This is a genomic window from Bradyrhizobium sp. WSM2254 (genome assembly GCF_000472645.1).
Lineage (GTDB): Bacteria > Pseudomonadota > Alphaproteobacteria > Rhizobiales > Xanthobacteraceae > Bradyrhizobium > Bradyrhizobium niftali.
The window spans coordinates 1-14,744 of record NZ_AXAB01000052.1 but is presented as its reverse complement, the minus strand read 5'-3'; the positions used below and the strand labels follow the sequence as shown (position 1 = coordinate 14,744).

General features: G+C 64.9%; 12 protein-coding genes. 4 read left to right on the top strand and 8 right to left on the bottom strand.

All coding sequences use genetic code 11. The features are described from left to right. Positions 1-77: 77 nt before the first annotated feature. From A3M7_RS0131665 to A3M7_RS0131630, 8 genes are all read right to left on the bottom strand, one after another. Entirely contained in the window at positions 78-3,035 is a 2,958-nt protein-coding gene (locus A3M7_RS0131665) for a 2-oxoglutarate dehydrogenase E1 component (protein ID WP_027547537.1), read from the bottom strand. Between the two features lie 137 nt (positions 3,036-3,172). Continuing rightward, positions 3,173-4,057, bottom strand: coding sequence for a succinate--CoA ligase subunit alpha (gene sucD, locus A3M7_RS0131660; RefSeq protein ID WP_027547536.1), 885 nt, complete (start codon positions 4,055-4,057; stop codon positions 3,173-3,175). Positions 4,058-4,091: 34 nt separating this feature from the next. Further along, positions 4,092-4,571 (bottom strand): DUF1579 family protein, encoded by a 480-nt coding sequence (locus A3M7_RS0131655; RefSeq protein ID WP_027547535.1) that lies wholly within the window; start codon positions 4,569-4,571, stop codon positions 4,092-4,094. 4 nt (positions 4,572-4,575) lie between these two features. Continuing rightward, positions 4,576-5,772, bottom strand: coding sequence for an ADP-forming succinate--CoA ligase subunit beta (sucC, locus tag A3M7_RS0131650; RefSeq protein ID WP_027547534.1), 1,197 nt, complete (start codon positions 5,770-5,772; stop codon positions 4,576-4,578). A gap of 220 nt (positions 5,773-5,992) precedes the next feature. Continuing rightward, entirely contained in the window at positions 5,993-6,961 is a 969-nt protein-coding gene (gene mdh, locus A3M7_RS0131645) for a malate dehydrogenase (RefSeq protein ID WP_008145224.1), read from the bottom strand. A 244-nt stretch (positions 6,962-7,205) separates the two neighbouring features. After that, positions 7,206-8,390: a cell division protein ZapE gene (zapE, locus tag A3M7_RS0131640; RefSeq protein WP_027547533.1), complete on the bottom strand. Its 1,185-nt coding sequence runs from the start codon at positions 8,388-8,390 to the stop codon at positions 7,206-7,208. A 186-nt stretch (positions 8,391-8,576) separates the two neighbouring features. Then, a complete protein-coding gene (gene thpR, locus A3M7_RS0131635) occupies positions 8,577-9,113 on the bottom strand; it encodes an RNA 2',3'-cyclic phosphodiesterase (protein WP_027547532.1) in 537 nt (178 codons plus the stop codon). A 175-nt stretch (positions 9,114-9,288) separates the two neighbouring features. After that, positions 9,289-9,933 (bottom strand): arylesterase, encoded by a 645-nt coding sequence (locus tag A3M7_RS0131630; protein WP_027547531.1) that lies wholly within the window; start codon positions 9,931-9,933, stop codon positions 9,289-9,291. Positions 9,934-9,988: 55 nt separating this feature from the next. Here A3M7_RS0131630 and A3M7_RS0131625 point away from each other — a divergent pair, with 55 nt between their 5' ends. The 4 genes from A3M7_RS0131625 to A3M7_RS45155 all read left to right on the top strand — a co-directional run. Continuing rightward, entirely contained in the window at positions 9,989-10,711 is a 723-nt protein-coding gene (locus A3M7_RS0131625) for an ABC transporter ATP-binding protein (protein WP_027547530.1), read from the top strand. Then, complete coding sequence (locus tag A3M7_RS0131620; protein WP_027547529.1) at positions 10,708-13,278, top strand: ABC transporter permease; 2,571 nt, start codon at positions 10,708-10,710, stop codon at positions 13,276-13,278. The genes A3M7_RS0131625 and A3M7_RS0131620 overlap by 4 nt, the downstream gene beginning before the upstream one ends. A 279-nt stretch (positions 13,279-13,557) precedes the next feature. Continuing rightward, positions 13,558-14,349: a Bax inhibitor-1/YccA family protein gene (locus A3M7_RS0131615; RefSeq protein WP_025575992.1), complete on the top strand. Its 792-nt coding sequence runs from the start codon at positions 13,558-13,560 to the stop codon at positions 14,347-14,349. Positions 14,350-14,561: 212 nt separating this feature from the next. After that, positions 14,562-14,744 (top strand): hypothetical protein (locus A3M7_RS45155; protein WP_156937026.1); only part of this gene is annotated, 183 nt, incomplete at its 3' end.

Below are 14,744 nucleotides of genomic sequence, written 5' to 3'. Positions count from 1 at the left end.
TGACGATCATGGATCAAACGGACGCCGCGGCGTACTGGATGCCCCGCCTTCGCGGGGCATGACAATTGGAATTTCGGTTAGCTCAGTGCTTCGTCCAGGAACGCCTTCAGCTGAGCCTGATGCTTGGACATCAGACCCGTGGCGGTCGCGGCGGAAGCGGCGCGGCCGACATAACGCGGACGCCGGCTCACGCCGTTCACCTGGTTCAGCACCCATTCCAGATAGGGCTCGATGAAGTGCCAGGCACCCATGTTGCGGGGCTCTTCCTGGCACCACACCATCTCGGCCTTCTTGAAGCGCGACAGCTCGGCCACCAGCGCCTTCAGCGGCACCGGATAGAGCTGCTCGACGCGCATCAGGTAGATGTCGTCGATGCCGCGCTTCTCGCGCTCCTCGTAGAGGTCGTAATAGACCTTGCCGGAGCAGAGCACGATGCGGCGGACCTTCTCGTCGGGGACGAGCTTGATCGCCTCGTTCGGCAGCATCTGGGCGTCATCGTACAGGATGCGGTGGAAGGTCGTTCCCTTCGCGAGCTCCTCGAGACGCGACACCGCCCGCTTGTGGCGCAGCAGCGACTTCGGCGTCATCACGATCAGCGGCTTGCGGATCTCGCGATGCAGCTGGCGGCGCAGCACGTGGAAGTAGTTCGCCGGCGTGGTCGGATAGACCACCTGCATGTTGTCTTCGGCGGACATCTGGAGATAACGCTCGAGACGCGCCGAGGAGTGCTCCGGTCCCTGGCCCTCATAGCCGTGCGGCAGCAGGCAGACGAGGCCGGACATGCGCAGCCATTTGCGCTCGCCCGAGGAGATGAACTGGTCGAACACGACCTGCGCGCCGTTGGCGAAGTCGCCGAACTGCGCTTCCCACAGGGTCAGCGTGTTCGGCTCGGCGAGCGAGTAGCCGTATTCGAAGCCGAGCACCGCTTCTTCCGACAGCAGCGAGTTGATGACCTCGTAATGGCCCTGCTCGTGGCCGAGATGGTTGAACGGCGTGTAGCGGCTCTCGTCCTCCTGGTCGATCAGCACCGAGTGGCGCTGCGAGAAGGTGCCGCGCTCCGAATCCTGTCCGGACAGGCGGACATGGTGGTTCTCGTTGAGCAGCGAGCAGAACGCCAGCGCCTCGCCGGTCGCCCAGTCGATGCCCGCGCCGGTGTCGATCGCCTTGGCGCGGTTGTCGAGGAAACGCTGGATGGTGCGGTGGACGCGGAAGCCGTCCGGCACCTTGGTGATCTTTCGGCCGATATCCTTCAGCGCGGTGATGTCGACGCCGGTGACGCCGCGCCGCGCATCCTCTTCCTGGTCGGCGATCTTGAAGCCGGCCCACTTGCCGTCGAGCCAGTCGGCCTTGTTCGGCTTGTAGGAGGTGCCGGCCTCGAACTCGGCATCGAGCCGCGAGCGCCAGTCGGCCTTCAGCTTGTCGACCTCGCCCTCGGTGACCACGCCCTCGGCGATCAGGCGCTTGGCATAGAGCGACAGCGTCGACGGATGGGCCGCGATCCGCTTGTACATGACCGGCTGGGTGAACGCCGGCTCATCGCCCTCGTTGTGGCCGTAGCGGCGATAGCACCACATGTCGATGACGACCGGCTTGTGGAACTTCTGCCGGAATTCGGTCGCGACCTTGGCCGCGAACACCACGGCTTCCGGATCGTCGCCGTTCACGTGGAAGATCGGCGCGTCGATCATCTTCGCCACATCCGACGGATAGGGCGAGGAGCGCGAGTAACGCGGATAGGTGGTGAAGCCGATCTGGTTGTTGACGATGAAGTGGACGGAGCCGCCGGTGCGGTAGCCCTTCAGGTCGGAAAGACCGAAGCATTCCGCGACCACGCCCTGGCCGGCGAATGCGGCGTCGCCGTGCATCAAAAGCGGCATCACCGAGATGCGCTGGTCCGGCGGGTCACCATGCTGGTCCTGCTTGGCGCGGACCTTGCCGAGCACGACGGGATCGACGATCTCGAGATGCGAGGGGTTGGCGGTCAGCGACAGATGGATGCGGTTGCCGTCGAACTCGCGGTCCGAGGACGCGCCGAGATGATACTTGACGTCGCCCGAGCCTTCGACCGCATCCGGATTGGCCGAACCGCCCTTGAATTCGTGGAACAGAGCGCGGTGGGCCTTGCCCATCACCTGCGTCAGCACGTTGAGGCGGCCGCGATGCGGCATGCCGAGCACGACTTCCTTCACGCCGAGATTGCCGCCGCGCTTGATGATCTGCTCCAGCGCGGGGATCAGCGACTCGCCGCCGTCGAGGCCGAAACGCTTGGTGCCGGTGAACTTGGTGTCGCAGAATTTTTCAAAGCCTTCGGCTTCGACCAGCTTCATCAGGATGGCGCGGCGACCTTCGCGGGTGAAGGAGATCTCCTTGTCCGGCCCCTCGATGCGCTCCTGGATCCAGGCCTTCTGCGCAGCATTGCTGATGTGCATGAACTCGACGCCGAGCGTCTGGCAGTAGGTGCGCTCGCAGATCGCGGTGATCTCGCGCAAGTTGGCGTATTCGAGGCCCAGCACGTGATCGAGGAAGATCTTGCGGTCGAAATCGGCTTCACTGAAGCCGTAGGTGCGCGGATCGAGCTCTTCGCGGTTGCGCTGAGCTTCGATGCCGAGCGGATCGAGCTTGGCGTGGAAGTGGCCGCGCATGCGGTAGGAGCGGATCAGCATCAGCGCGCGGACCGAGTCGCGCGTCGCCTGAAGCACGTCGGCGGAGGAGATCTCGACACCCTTGGCCTGCGCCTTGGCGGCGATCTTGGTGCCGACCGCCTTCTCGACCTCGGCCCAATTGCCGTCGAGGGCGGAGGTCAGGTCGTCCTGCGGCGTCAGCGGCCAGTTGGCACGCTCCCAGGACGGGCCTTCGGCATTCTTGCGGACGTCGTCCGGCTGGTCCTTCAGGCTCTTGAAGAACTCCTGCCATTCGGCGTCGACCGAGGATGGGTCCTTTTCGTAGCGGGCGTAGATTTCGTCGATGTAGGTGGCGTTGGTGCCCTGCAAAAAGGAGGAGAGGGCAAAGGCTGCGTTCGCGTCTTGGCGAGACATACTTGAGTTCCTGGCGATTTCGGTTCGCGCATAACAAACGGCGCTGGCGCTGGGCTCCCCGGCAGAGGCCCAGCGCGATTGGCACCATTTACCCTATTTGCTGCGAAACTTCGCCCGGAAAAGTACGAAGAAGTGAATTAGCCTTTCAACTTTTCGGCAAGCGTGTGCCCGAGGCGCGCGGGAGACGGCGACACTGTAATCCCTGCCGATTTCATCGCGTCGGTCTTGGAACCGGCGTCGCCCTTGCCGCCCGAAATGATCGCGCCGGCGTGGCCCATGCGGCGGCCGGGAGGGGCGGTGACACCGGCGATGAAGCCGACCATCGGCTTCTTGCGGCCGCGCTTGGCCTCGTCCTTGAGGAACTGGGCGGCGTCCTCCTCGGCGGAACCGCCGATCTCGCCGATCATGATGATCGATTCCGTCTTGGGGTCGGCGAGCAGCATTTCCAGCACGTCGATGAACTCGGTTCCCTTGACCGGGTCGCCGCCGATGCCGACCGCGGTGGTCTGGCCGAGGCCTTCCTGCGAGGTCTGGAACACGGCTTCATAGGTCAGCGTGCCGGAGCGGGAGACGATGCCGACGCTGCCGGTCTTGAAGATGTTGGCCGGCATGATGCCGATCTTGCATTCGCCGGCGGTCATGACGCCCGGGCAGTTCGGCCCGATCAGGCGCGACTTGGAACCGGCCAGCGAGCGCTTCACGCGGACCATGTCGATCACAGGAATGCCTTCGGTGATGCAGACGATCAGCGGGATCTCGGCGTCGATGGCTTCGCAGATCGCATCGGCCGCACCCGGCGGCGGCACGTAGATCACCGACGCATCCGCACCGGTCTTCTCACGCGCCTCGCGCACGGTGTCGAACACCGGCAGACCCAGATGCGTCGAGCCGCCTTTGCCCGGCGAAGTGCCGCCGACCATCTTGGTGCCGTAGGCAAGCGCGGCCTCCGAGTGGAAGGTGCCGTTCTTGCCGGTGAAGCCCTGGCAGATGACCTTGGTGTTCTTGTCGATCAGGATGGACATGAGGTCTGCTTTCGCGAAACTAACGAGTGAGAGGTCAGTGGATGCGGCGGTAGACGCCGGTGAGCACGTCGGCCCAGCCTTCCGCATCCGGCGAGAACTGAATCTTCAACGAGTAGGAATTGTCGTCGATGATCTCGTAGACGTGGCGCGCGTTGCCGCGGAGCGAGCCGCGCACCAGCGTCAGGGTCTTGCCGACCCACCCGCCGGAGGCGGGCGAGGGCGGCGTGTAGCCGAGCGAGTCGTACCAGAACAATTTGTAGGTCCGGTCGTCGCGGTCGTAGGTGAAGAGGCCGTGGGTGGCGAAGATCTGCTTGCCGTCGCGCATCTGGATTGCGTCCTGGATCAGGTAGAACCCGTTCAGGTCCATGCGCGCGACGACATGCGAGGTGGCCGGCCCGCCCGCATTCCAGCGCGACGGGAAGACCACCTCTTCGCCATCCCATTCGCCGGCGAACGCGGCGAGGCGCGTGTGCTCTGCAAGCGGAGATGATGCGGCGAGATGGTCTTGGGCCATGGCCTTAGCCTCCCTTGACGGCCTTCACGATCTTCTGCGCGGCGTCGTCGAGATTGTCGGCCGGCACCACGTTCAGACCGGATTCACGGATGATCTTCTTGCCCAGCTCGACATTGGTGCCTTCGAGGCGAACCACCAGCGGCACGCTGAGGCCGACCTCGCGCACGGCAGCCGTGACGCCCTCGGCGATCACGTCGCACTTCATGATGCCGCCGAAGATGTTGACCAGGATGCCCTTCACGTTGGGATCGGCGGTGATGATCTTGAAGGCGGCCGCGACCTTCTCCTTGCTGGCGCTGCCGCCGACGTCGAGGAAGTTCGCCGGCGCCATGCCGTAGAGCTTGATGATGTCCATCGTCGCCATGGCGAGACCGGCGCCGTTGACCATGCAGCCGATGTTGCCGTCGAGGGTGACGTAGTTGAGGTCGTACTTGGACGCCTCGATTTCCTTGGCGTCTTCTTCGGTCTCGTCGCGCAGCGCGAGCACCTCGGGATGACGGAACAGCGCATTGTCGTCGAACGACACCTTGGCGTCGAGCACGCGGAGCTGACCCTGCTTGGTCACGACCAGCGGGTTGATCTCCAGCATCGACATGTCCTTGGCGACGAACGCCGCGTAGAGCTGCGCGGTGAGCTTCTCGGCCTGCTTGGCAAGATCGCCGGAGAGTTTGAGCGCGTTGGCGACGGTGCGGCCGTGATGGCCCATGATGCCGGTCGCGGGATCGACCGAGAAGGTGACGATCTTCTCGGGCGTGTTGTGCGCGACGTCCTCGATGTTGACGCCGCCTTCGGTCGAGACAACGAAGGAGACGCGCGAGGTCTCGCGGTCGACCAGGAGCGAAAGGTAGAACTCCTTGTCGATGTCGGAGCCGTCCTCGATGTAGAGGCGGTTGACCTGCTTGCCGGCCGGGCCGGTCTGGATCGTCACCAGCGTGGCACCGAGCATCTGCTTGGCGAATTCAGTGACCTCGGCGGCCGACTTGGCGATGCGGACGCCGCCCTTGTCGCCGGCGGAGGCTTCCTTGAACTTGCCCTTGCCGCGGCCACCGGCGTGGATCTGGCTCTTCACCACATAGACCGGGCCCGGCAGCGCCTTGGCGGCGGCTTCCGCGTCTGCGGCCTTGAGGACCGGGACGCCCTTTGAGATCGGCACGCCGAACTCACCCAGCAGCGCTTTGGCCTGATATTCATGGATATTCATATGGTCGCTCCCTGAACCCGCGGGCGGTGACCTCGTAGGCCCACCTCAGTCTTGTGGCTGGCATACCATATACCACAGGAACTGCAACCCGGATTCTTTGACATCGATCTCTGGACTGCTGAGCCGGAACCCGCCAAGCCTTCAACAAGGGTTGCAGTCGGGGTCCGGAAGTGAAACCGCCGAAGACCGGGTTTCGATCTTCGGCGGGAATTGTCTTGCCTTAGCGGCCGAGAAGATCGGGGGCGATCTTCTTGCAGGCGTCGACCAGGCCCTGCACCGCGCCGACCGACTTGTCGAAGGCTTCGCGGTCCTTGCCGGCGAGCTCGATCTCGACGACGCGCTCGACGCCCTTGGAGCCGATCACGACGGGCACGCCGACATACATGTCCTTCACGCCATATTCGCCGTTCAGGTACGCGGCCGAGGGCAGCACGCGCTTCTTGTCGCGCAGATAGCTCTCGGCCATCGCGATCGCGGATGCAGCCGGGGCATAGAAGGCCGAACCGGTCTTGAGCAGGTTGACGATCTCGGCGCCGCCGTTGCGGGTGCGGTCGACGATCTCGTCGAGGCGCGCCTGCGAGGTCCAGCCCATCTTGACGAGGTCGGGCAGCGGGATGCCGGCGACGGTGGAGTACTTCACCAGCGGCACCATGGTGTCGCCATGACCGCCGAGCACGAAGGCGGTGACATCTTCAACGGACACGTTGAACTCGTCGGCCAGGAAGTAGCGGAAGCGCGCCGAATCCAGCACGCCGGCCATGCCGACGACCTTCTTGTGCGGCAGGCCCGAGGCCTTCTGCAGCGCCCAGACCATCGCGTCGAGCGGGTTGGTGATGCAGATGACGAAAGCGTCGGGAGCGTACTTCTTGATGCCGGCGCCGACCTGCTCCATGACCTTGAGGTTGATGGAGAGGAGATCGTCGCGGCTCATGCCGGGCTTGCGCGGCACGCCGGCGGTGACGATGCAGACCTTGGCGTTGTCGAGTGCCTCGTAGGAGTTCGCGCCGGTGTAGTGCGCGTCAAAGCCGTCGACCGGCGAGGACTGCGCAATGTCGAGCGCCTTGCCCTGCGGCACGCCCTCGGCGATGTCGAACATCACGACGTCGCCCAGTTCTTTCAGGCCGATGAGGTGAGCCAGCGTTCCGCCGATCTGACCGGAGCCAATCAAAGCAATCTTGTCGCGCGCCATGTGAACCTGTCCTTTAGACACGTAAGGAGGGAAAACTGAGAGGGTGGTTATCCCTTTCGCCTCGCCCGTTCAAGTCGGTGGATGCCCAATTGTCGGGCTTGCCGATGCCTCGGGCACGCGGCCCCGTCATTCCGGGGCGCGACGAAAGTCGCGAGCCGGGAATCCATCGGGCGGCAGAACACGCTGATGAATAGATTCCGGGCTCGTCGCTTCGCGACGCCCCGGAATGACGGCCGCATAGGACTTAAGTCTCCACCAGGCCCTTGGTGGAGCCGCTGGCGGTGGAATCCTTGCGGCCGTGAGCCAGCGCCAGATAGGATTCCGAGCTCATTTCGATCAGGCGCGAGGCGGTCCGCTTGAACTCGTTGGCCTCGTTGCCCTCGTCGGCGAGGTACAGCGAGATCGGGTTGGCGTCGGCCGAGGCCATCAGCTTCACGGCATTGTCATAGAGCGTATCGATCAGCGTGATGAAGCGCTTGGCGGCGTTGCGCTGGGAGAGGTCCATCACTGGAATATGGTCGACCAGGATGGTGTGATAGTCGTGCGCGAGCCTGAGGTAATCCGATGCGCCGAGCGGCTTCTCGCAGAGATCGGCGAACGAGAACCGCGCCACGCCATGGGCCGAGCACGGCACGTGCAGGATGCGGCCCTTGATCGAAATATCCCGCGACTTGCATTTGGCGCCGCCGCTCATCCGCGACCAGGCGCGGTCGAGCGCGGCATCCGCATCGCCGTCCGCCGGCGTCAGCCACATCGGCACGCCCTGAAGCTTCTCCAGCCGGAAATCTGTGCGCGCATCGAGCCGCGCGACGTCCATGTGATCGGTGATCTGCTTGATGAAGGGCAGGAACAGCGAACGGTTGAGGCCGCCCTTGTAGAGATCGTCGGGCGCGACGTTGGAGGTTGCGACCACCACGGTGCCGAGCTCGAACAATTTGGCGAACAGGCGCCCCAGGATCATCGCGTCCGCGATGTCGGTGACGTGGAATTCGTCGAAGCAGAGCAGCCAGCTCTCCTCGAAGATCGCGTTCGCGGTCAGCGCGATGACGTCGCCGTCGGCGATCTCGCCGCGCGCGATGCTCTGGCGATAGTCGTAGATGCGCTCGTGCACATCGGCCATGAATTCGTGGAAATGCGCGCGCCGCTTGTGTTCGACCGAGGCGTGCTGGAAGAACAGATCCATCAGCATGGTCTTGCCGCGGCCGACCTCGCCGTGGATGTAGAGCCCGCGCGGCGCCTCGTCCTTGTCGCTGCTGAACAGACGGCTGAGCAGGCCCTGCTTGCGCTGCGGCTTGTAAGCCGCGAGCCGCTGGTCGAGCGCCGCATAGGCTTCGGCGACTTCGGCCTGCGCGGCATCGGGCTCGATCGCGCCGTCGGCGATCTGGGCCTGGTAGGCCTCGCGGAATGAGGAACTGGGGGTCGAGAGCATGGCCCTTTACCGCCAGAGACGGACGGAAATTGCAAGCCGTGAATTGGTGCCCGAGGTATGCGCTTTCGTGTCCCGGACGCGCTACGCTACGGCGCGGAGCCGGGACCCACTATTTCGTTCATCGCCAAATATCGGCCGTTGCGGAACGCTGGGCCCCGGCTCTGCGGCCGGGGCACGAGAGTTGTGTCACGCACACAGCTCGTAGGCGTCCTCGACCACATACGGCCCGCCGCCGGTGGAGGCGCGCGACGAGAACAGCACGAAGCGTTCGGCCGTGAACGCCTTGCTCGGGAAGTAGCCGCGCAGCGACAGATAGTCGGCGACGTCGCGGTCGGATGCGTCGTGCAGCCGGGCCAGCGTGACATGCGGGATGAACTTGCGTCCCTCCGGATTAAGGCCGATCCGCTGCATCATGCGTTCGAGCTCGGCCTGCAATTCCATCAGCGGCCTGCTCGGCGCGATGGTGGCGACCACCGCGCGCGGCTTGCGGCCACCGAAGCTCGTCAGCCCCTGCACCTTCACCTCGAACGGCTTGCGGTCGACGCGAAACAGCATCGAGGCGATCTCGTTGGCGGAGACGCCGTCGATATCGCCGATGAAGCGCAAGGTGACGTGATAATTTTCGGGATCGATCCAGCGGGCGCCGGGAAGGCCGCCCCTCAAGTTGGAAAGCGTCTGGCCGATCTCGGCCGGAATTTCCAGACCAGTGAACAAACGCGGCATCGTTTCGCACTCCCGATGCTTGGGTACGGTCCCTTGAAGCAGACCTTATCCAAATTTTAGAGCCGGCGACGAATCACCGGTACCCTGATTCCTATCGCAGTTGTGTGACTCTGCGAAGCATCGCGCGGGCCACCCCGGGAAAACCCTGGGAATTACGGTTGGCGTTGCCTGCTTTTCAACGGCGTTGCTCGCTTATGTTGCGCAAGAATGCCTCCACCGTGGGCAGCATGTTGCCGACGATGATGTCGACGCCGGCCGAGGTCGGATGGATGCCGTCGGCCTGGTTGAGCTTGGCGTCGGCCGCAACGCCGTCGAGAAAGAACGGATAGAGCGGCACGTCGAATTGTTTCGCCAGATCCGGATAAATCGAATTGAAGCGCGCGGCATAATCGGCGCCGTAATTCGGCGGCGCCAGCATGCCGCACAGCATCACCGCGATCTTGCGCGCCTTCAGCCGCTGGACGATGTCGGTCAGCGCGGTGCGCGCCAGGTCAGGATCGATGCCGCGCAGCGCGTCGTTGGCGCCGAGCTCGACGATCACGCCCTCGGTTCCCTCAGGCACCGACCAGTCGAGCCGGTCGCGGCCGCCGGAGGCGGTGTCGCCGGACACCCCGGCATTGGTCATGTCAATCGCTATGCCTTTGGCCTGCAAGGCTTTTTGAAGTTTTGCGGGGAACGCCTCCTGGGCCGGAAGGCCAAGGCCCGCGCTCAAGGAATCGCCGAGGACCACCAGCTTGATCGGTTTGGCGGCCGGCTGTGCCTGTGCCGACGCCGCTGTCGCAATTGTCATCAAGGCGAGCATCAACACGGCTATGTGCATGAACATTCCGTAACGCCTCTCGACCGCGCTATCGGACTTGCCATATGACCGGACCATGGACACTCGCATCGAATCCTCTTCGCTCGCCGGCACCGCGCCGGACACCATCGCCATCTCCAACGTCAATCTCTCATTGGGTACGGGCGCGGCACGCGTTCACATCCTCAAGGATATCAGCCTGCGGGTCGCCTCGGGCGAGACGATTGGCCTGATCGGCCCGTCAGGCTCGGGCAAATCCACGCTGCTGATGGTGATGGCGGGGCTGGAGCGTCCTGATAGCGGAGAGGTGGTGGTGAACGGCACGCCTTTCAATGCCCTCGACGAGGACGCGCTCGCCCGCTTCCGCGGCCGCCAGGTCGGCATCGTCTTCCAGTCCTTCCATCTGATCCCGACCATGACGGCGCTGGAGAACGTCGCCGTGCCGCTCGAGCTTGCCGGCAATCCCGACGCCGCAATACGCGCGGCGCAGGAGCTGCAATCGGTCGGGCTCGGCGACCGCCTGCATCATTATCCGACGCAGCTTTCCGGCGGCGAGCAGCAGCGCGTCGCGCTCGCCCGCGCGCTGGCGCCCGATCCCGCCATCCTCGTCGCCGACGAGCCGACCGGCAATCTCGACGAGGCGACCGGAAAACAGATCGTCGACCTGCTCTTCACCAAGCATGCCGAGCGCGGCATGACCCTGGTGCTGGTCACGCACGATTCCTCGCTAGCGCATCGCTGCGATCGCGTGATCCGCCTGCGCTCCGGGCGCATCGACACGCAGTCTGCGCCGGCATGAGCACCGCGGCCGAACCATTCGTACGGCCCAACGCCGCCGCATTGTCGCTCCGCTACGCGCTGCGCGAATTGCGCGGGGGCCTGCGCGGCTTCTACGTCTTCATTGCCTGCATCGCGCTCGGCGTGATGGCGATCGCCGGTGTCGGCTCGGTGTCGGCGAGTCTCTCCGACGGTCTCGCCCGCGAAGGCCGCACGCTGCTCGGCGGCGACGTCTCCTTCGTGCTGTTCCAGCGCGAGGCCAAGCCTGAAGAAGTCGCCTTCCTGCGTTCGCGCGGCACCGTCTCGACCGCCGCAACCCTGCGCGGCATGGCGCGCTCGGCCGAGGGCAAGCTCGCGCTGGTCGAGATGAAGGCAGTCGACGACACCTATCCGATGCTCGGCCAATTGACGCTGGTGCCGCCGCTTGCGATGTCCGACATCCTTGCAGAACGTGACGGTGCGTTCGGCGCGGCGGCCGATCCGACGCTGCTGGCGCGGCTCTCGCTCAAGACCGGCGACCGCGTCACCATCGGCGCGGCGACCTTCCAGATCCGCAGCACCGTCGAAGCCGAGCCCGACAAGCTCGCCGGCGGCATCGGCTTCGGCCCGCGCTTCCTGATCAGCGAGGCAGCCCTGCGGGCGACAGGCCTGATCCAGCCCGGCAGCCTGGTGCGCTGGGTCTACCGGGTGAAGCTGCCTGACGCCGCCAACAACGAGCGCGCTACCGACGCCTTCATCGCCGATGCGCGCAACGCCGCGCCGCAGGCCGGCTGGGAAGTCCGCAGCCGCTCCAACGCCTCGCCGCAGCTCGAGCGCAACATCAGCCGCTTCACGCAGTTCCTGACCCTGGTCGGCCTCGCCGCACTGCTGGTCGGCGGCGTCGGCGTCGCCAACGCGGTGAAGAGCCATATCGACCGGAAGCTCGAGGTGATCGCGGCGTTCAAGGCCGTCGGCGCCACGGGCCGCGACGTGTTCGGCATCTATCTCGCCCAGGTCGTCCTGCTGGCAGCGATCGGGTCCGTGATCGGGCTTGCGCTCGGCGCCGCCATGCCCTTCGCCATCGTCGGGCTGTTCGGCAAGCTGTTGCCGTTGCCGGTGGTGCCGGCGGTGCACGCCGACGAGCTCGCGCTGTCCTTCGTCTACGGCCTGTTGACCGCGCTCGCCTTCGGCCTGTGGCCGCTCGGACGGGTGCACGACGTGCCGGTCGCCGCATTGTTCCGCGACACCATCAGCTCCGAATGGCACCGGCCGCGCTGGAGCTATCTCGCGTTCATGGGCGTCGTGATCGCCCTGCTCGTCGCGGTCGTGATCGGCCTGTCCTTCGACAAGCGTATCGCTGCGGTATTCGTGGCGTCCTCGGTCGTCGTGTTCGCGCTGCTGCGCGGCATCGCCGCCCTGCTGATGACGATCGCGCGGCGGCTGCCGCGGACGCGCCTGCCGATGCTGCGGCTCGCGATCGCCAACATCCACCGGCCGGGCGCGCTGACGCCTTCGGTCGTGCTCTCGCTCGGCCTCGGGCTCGCCGTGCTCGTCACCATCACCCAGATCGACGGCAATCTGCGCCGGCAGTTCCTCGCGGCCCTGCCCGATCAGGCGCCGTCGTTCTTCTTCATCGACATTCCGAGCACGCAGGCGGTGCAGTTCGACGGCTATCTGCGCCAGATCGCGCCCGGCGCCAAGGTCGAGGACGTGCCGATGCTGCGCGGGCGCATCGTCGCCGCACGCGGCGTCCGCGCCGAAGAGCTCAAGCCGACGACCGATTCCGAATGGGTGCTGCAAAGCGACCGCGGCCTCACCTATACCGCCGAGCTGCCGAAGGGCTCCAAGGTGGTCGAGGGCGAGTGGTGGAGCGCGGACTATTCCGGCCCGCCGCTGGTCTCGATGGAGAAGAAGATCGCAGACGGGCTCGGCCTCAAGCTCGGCGACGAGGTCGTGGTCAACGTGCTCGGCCGCGACATCCCGGCGAAGATCAGCAATCTGCGCAACATCGACTGGCAGGGCCTCGGCATCAATTTCGTCCTGGTGTTCTCGCCGAACGCCTTCAAGGGCGCGCCGCACACCCACATCGCGACGCTGACCGTAGCCGGCGGCAGCGCCGAAGGCGACGGCAGGATCATCAAGCAGGTCGCCGACACCTATCCGATGGTGACGAGCGTGCGCGTGCGCGAGGTGATGGAGACGGTCGGCTCGGTCGTGACCAATCTTGCGCTGGCGATCCGCGGCGCCAGCGCCGTGACCCTGATCTCGGCGATCCTGGTGCTCGGCGGGGCGCTCGCCGCCGGCCATCGCCACCGGGTCTACGATGCGGTGATCCTGAAGACGCTGGGCGCGACGCGGCTGCGGCTGCTCGGCGCCTATGCGCTCGAATACCTCCTGATCGGGCTCGCCACCGCGGTCTTCGGCGTGATCGCCGGCAGCATCGCCGCCTGGATGATCGTGACGCGGCTGATGACGCTCAGCTTCGTCTGGCAGGCCGGCAGCGCAGCCGGCGTGGTCGTGGCCGCCCTGGTCGTCACCGTCGGGCTCGGGCTCGCCGGCACGCTCCTGGCGTTGAACAAAAAGCCCGCCACGGTGTTGCGGAATTTGTGACAAAAGGTAGCGGGACGCCGCGCGGGTGCGAAATCGCACGATTCCCGCGGTTAACCACGACTGCTCGTCAGGTTCGCGTCAGGATTGCCGCCAAGGGCGACATTCAGCCGCGCGTGGAAGGTTGCAGCGTATGTGTTAGTTTCCCACATATCGAATGGGTTCGGAGCCCCGATTGTTAGCCAAAATTTAGTCGGCAGACATCGGTATCCGAGATAGAATTTGACGAACCGGCGGCATGGCGACCCTCATGCCGGACCGGCCAACCAACGGGAATCGACCATGTCGGACCTAGACCGTAACTACGCTTCTCCATTCGGCAGGGCCGCCGGGCGTGTTGACGCCGCGACGGTCGACGCCGGTCTGCGCGCCTACATGCTGCGCATCTACAACTACATGAGCATTGGCCTCGCCATCACGGGCCTTGCCGCACTCGGCGTCTACATGGCCGCCGTGACTGACGTTCCGACCCCGGAAGCCGTCCGCGTCGGCAAGCTGTTCCTGACGCCGTTCGGCTATGCGATGTTCGTCAGCCCCCTGAAGTGGCTGTTCATGCTCGCGCCGCTCGCCATGGTGTTCGTGATCTCGGCAGGCATCAACCGTCTGGCTCCCTCGACCGCCCAGATCCTGTTCTGGGTGTTCTCGGCGCTGATGGGCATCTCGCTGTCATCGATCTTCCTAGTGTTCACGCACACCTCGATCGTGCGGGTGTTCTTCATCACCGCGGCGACCTTCGGTGCGCTCAGCCTCTACGGCTACACCACCAAGCGTGACCTGACCGGGATGGGCTCGTTCCTGTTCATGGGCCTGATCGGCATCATCATCGCCAGCCTGGTGAACCTGTTCCTGGCGAGCTCGATGCTGCAGTTCATCGTGTCCGTGGTCGGCGTGCTGGTGTTCGCGGGCCTCACCGCCTGGGATACCCAGCGGCTGAAGAACGACTACATCTACGGCTACGCCTCGGCCGGCGGTGACATCGCAGAGCGTGCGGCCATCACCGGCGCGCTGTCGCTGTACCTGAACTTCATCAACCTGTTCACGCTGCTTCTGCAGCTCCTCGGCCAGCGCGACTAAGCACTGCGACGAGAGAACGGATACCAACCCCGGCCGCGAGGCCGGGGTTTTTGTTTGGGCCCCACTGCCTCCCCGCGTCATTGCGAGGAGCTCTTGCGACGAAGCAATCCAGAGTCCCTCCGCAGATGCATTTCTGGATTGCTTCGCTGCGCTCGCAATTGTGCATGTTCACTAATTCGCTGATTGGATCGCTCCGCTGGAGGACGGATCCGATGCGCGACAATAGCTACGACCGGACGATTGAGCGCAACTATCTGCAGAAGTGGCGTTTTCTGATTCCGGAGTATGAGGCGGTGAAGGCTGGGCGATCGCCGCTGTTCAAGCGGGTTGGCGACTTCTACCGGCACCACGGGACCTGCTCGCAGACGTTCCGCAAGTATTACAATCGGTATCTG

What these genes read in the sequence shown, in the direction of transcription:
- A3M7_RS0131625 (WP_027547530.1), top strand. Translation starts at nt 9,989, where the DNA reads ATGGACACTCGCATCGAATCCTCTTCGCTCGCCGGCACCGCGCCGGAC.
- zapE (WP_027547533.1), bottom strand. Translation starts at nt 8,390, where the DNA reads ATGCTCTCGACCCCCAGTTCCTCATTCCGCGAGGCCTACCAGGCCCAG.
- mdh (WP_008145224.1), bottom strand. Translation starts at nt 6,961, where the DNA reads ATGGCGCGCGACAAGATTGCTTTGATTGGCTCCGGTCAGATCGGCGGA.
- A3M7_RS0131665 (WP_027547537.1), bottom strand. Translation starts at nt 3,035, where the DNA reads ATGTCTCGCCAAGACGCGAACGCAGCCTTTGCCCTCTCCTCCTTTTTG.
- thpR (WP_027547532.1), bottom strand. Translation starts at nt 9,113, where the DNA reads ATGCCGCGTTTGTTCACTGGTCTGGAAATTCCGGCCGAGATCGGCCAG.
- A3M7_RS0131615 (WP_025575992.1), top strand. Translation starts at nt 13,558, where the DNA reads ATGTCGGACCTAGACCGTAACTACGCTTCTCCATTCGGCAGGGCCGCC.
- A3M7_RS0131630 (WP_027547531.1), bottom strand. Translation starts at nt 9,933, where the DNA reads ATGCACATAGCCGTGTTGATGCTCGCCTTGATGACAATTGCGACAGCG.
- A3M7_RS0131620 (WP_027547529.1), top strand. Translation starts at nt 10,708, where the DNA reads ATGAGCACCGCGGCCGAACCATTCGTACGGCCCAACGCCGCCGCATTG.
- A3M7_RS0131655 (WP_027547535.1), bottom strand. Translation starts at nt 4,571, where the DNA reads ATGGCCCAAGACCATCTCGCCGCATCATCTCCGCTTGCAGAGCACACG.
- sucD (WP_027547536.1), bottom strand. Translation starts at nt 4,057, where the DNA reads ATGTCCATCCTGATCGACAAGAACACCAAGGTCATCTGCCAGGGCTTC.
- sucC (WP_027547534.1), bottom strand. Translation starts at nt 5,772, where the DNA reads ATGAATATCCATGAATATCAGGCCAAAGCGCTGCTGGGTGAGTTCGGC.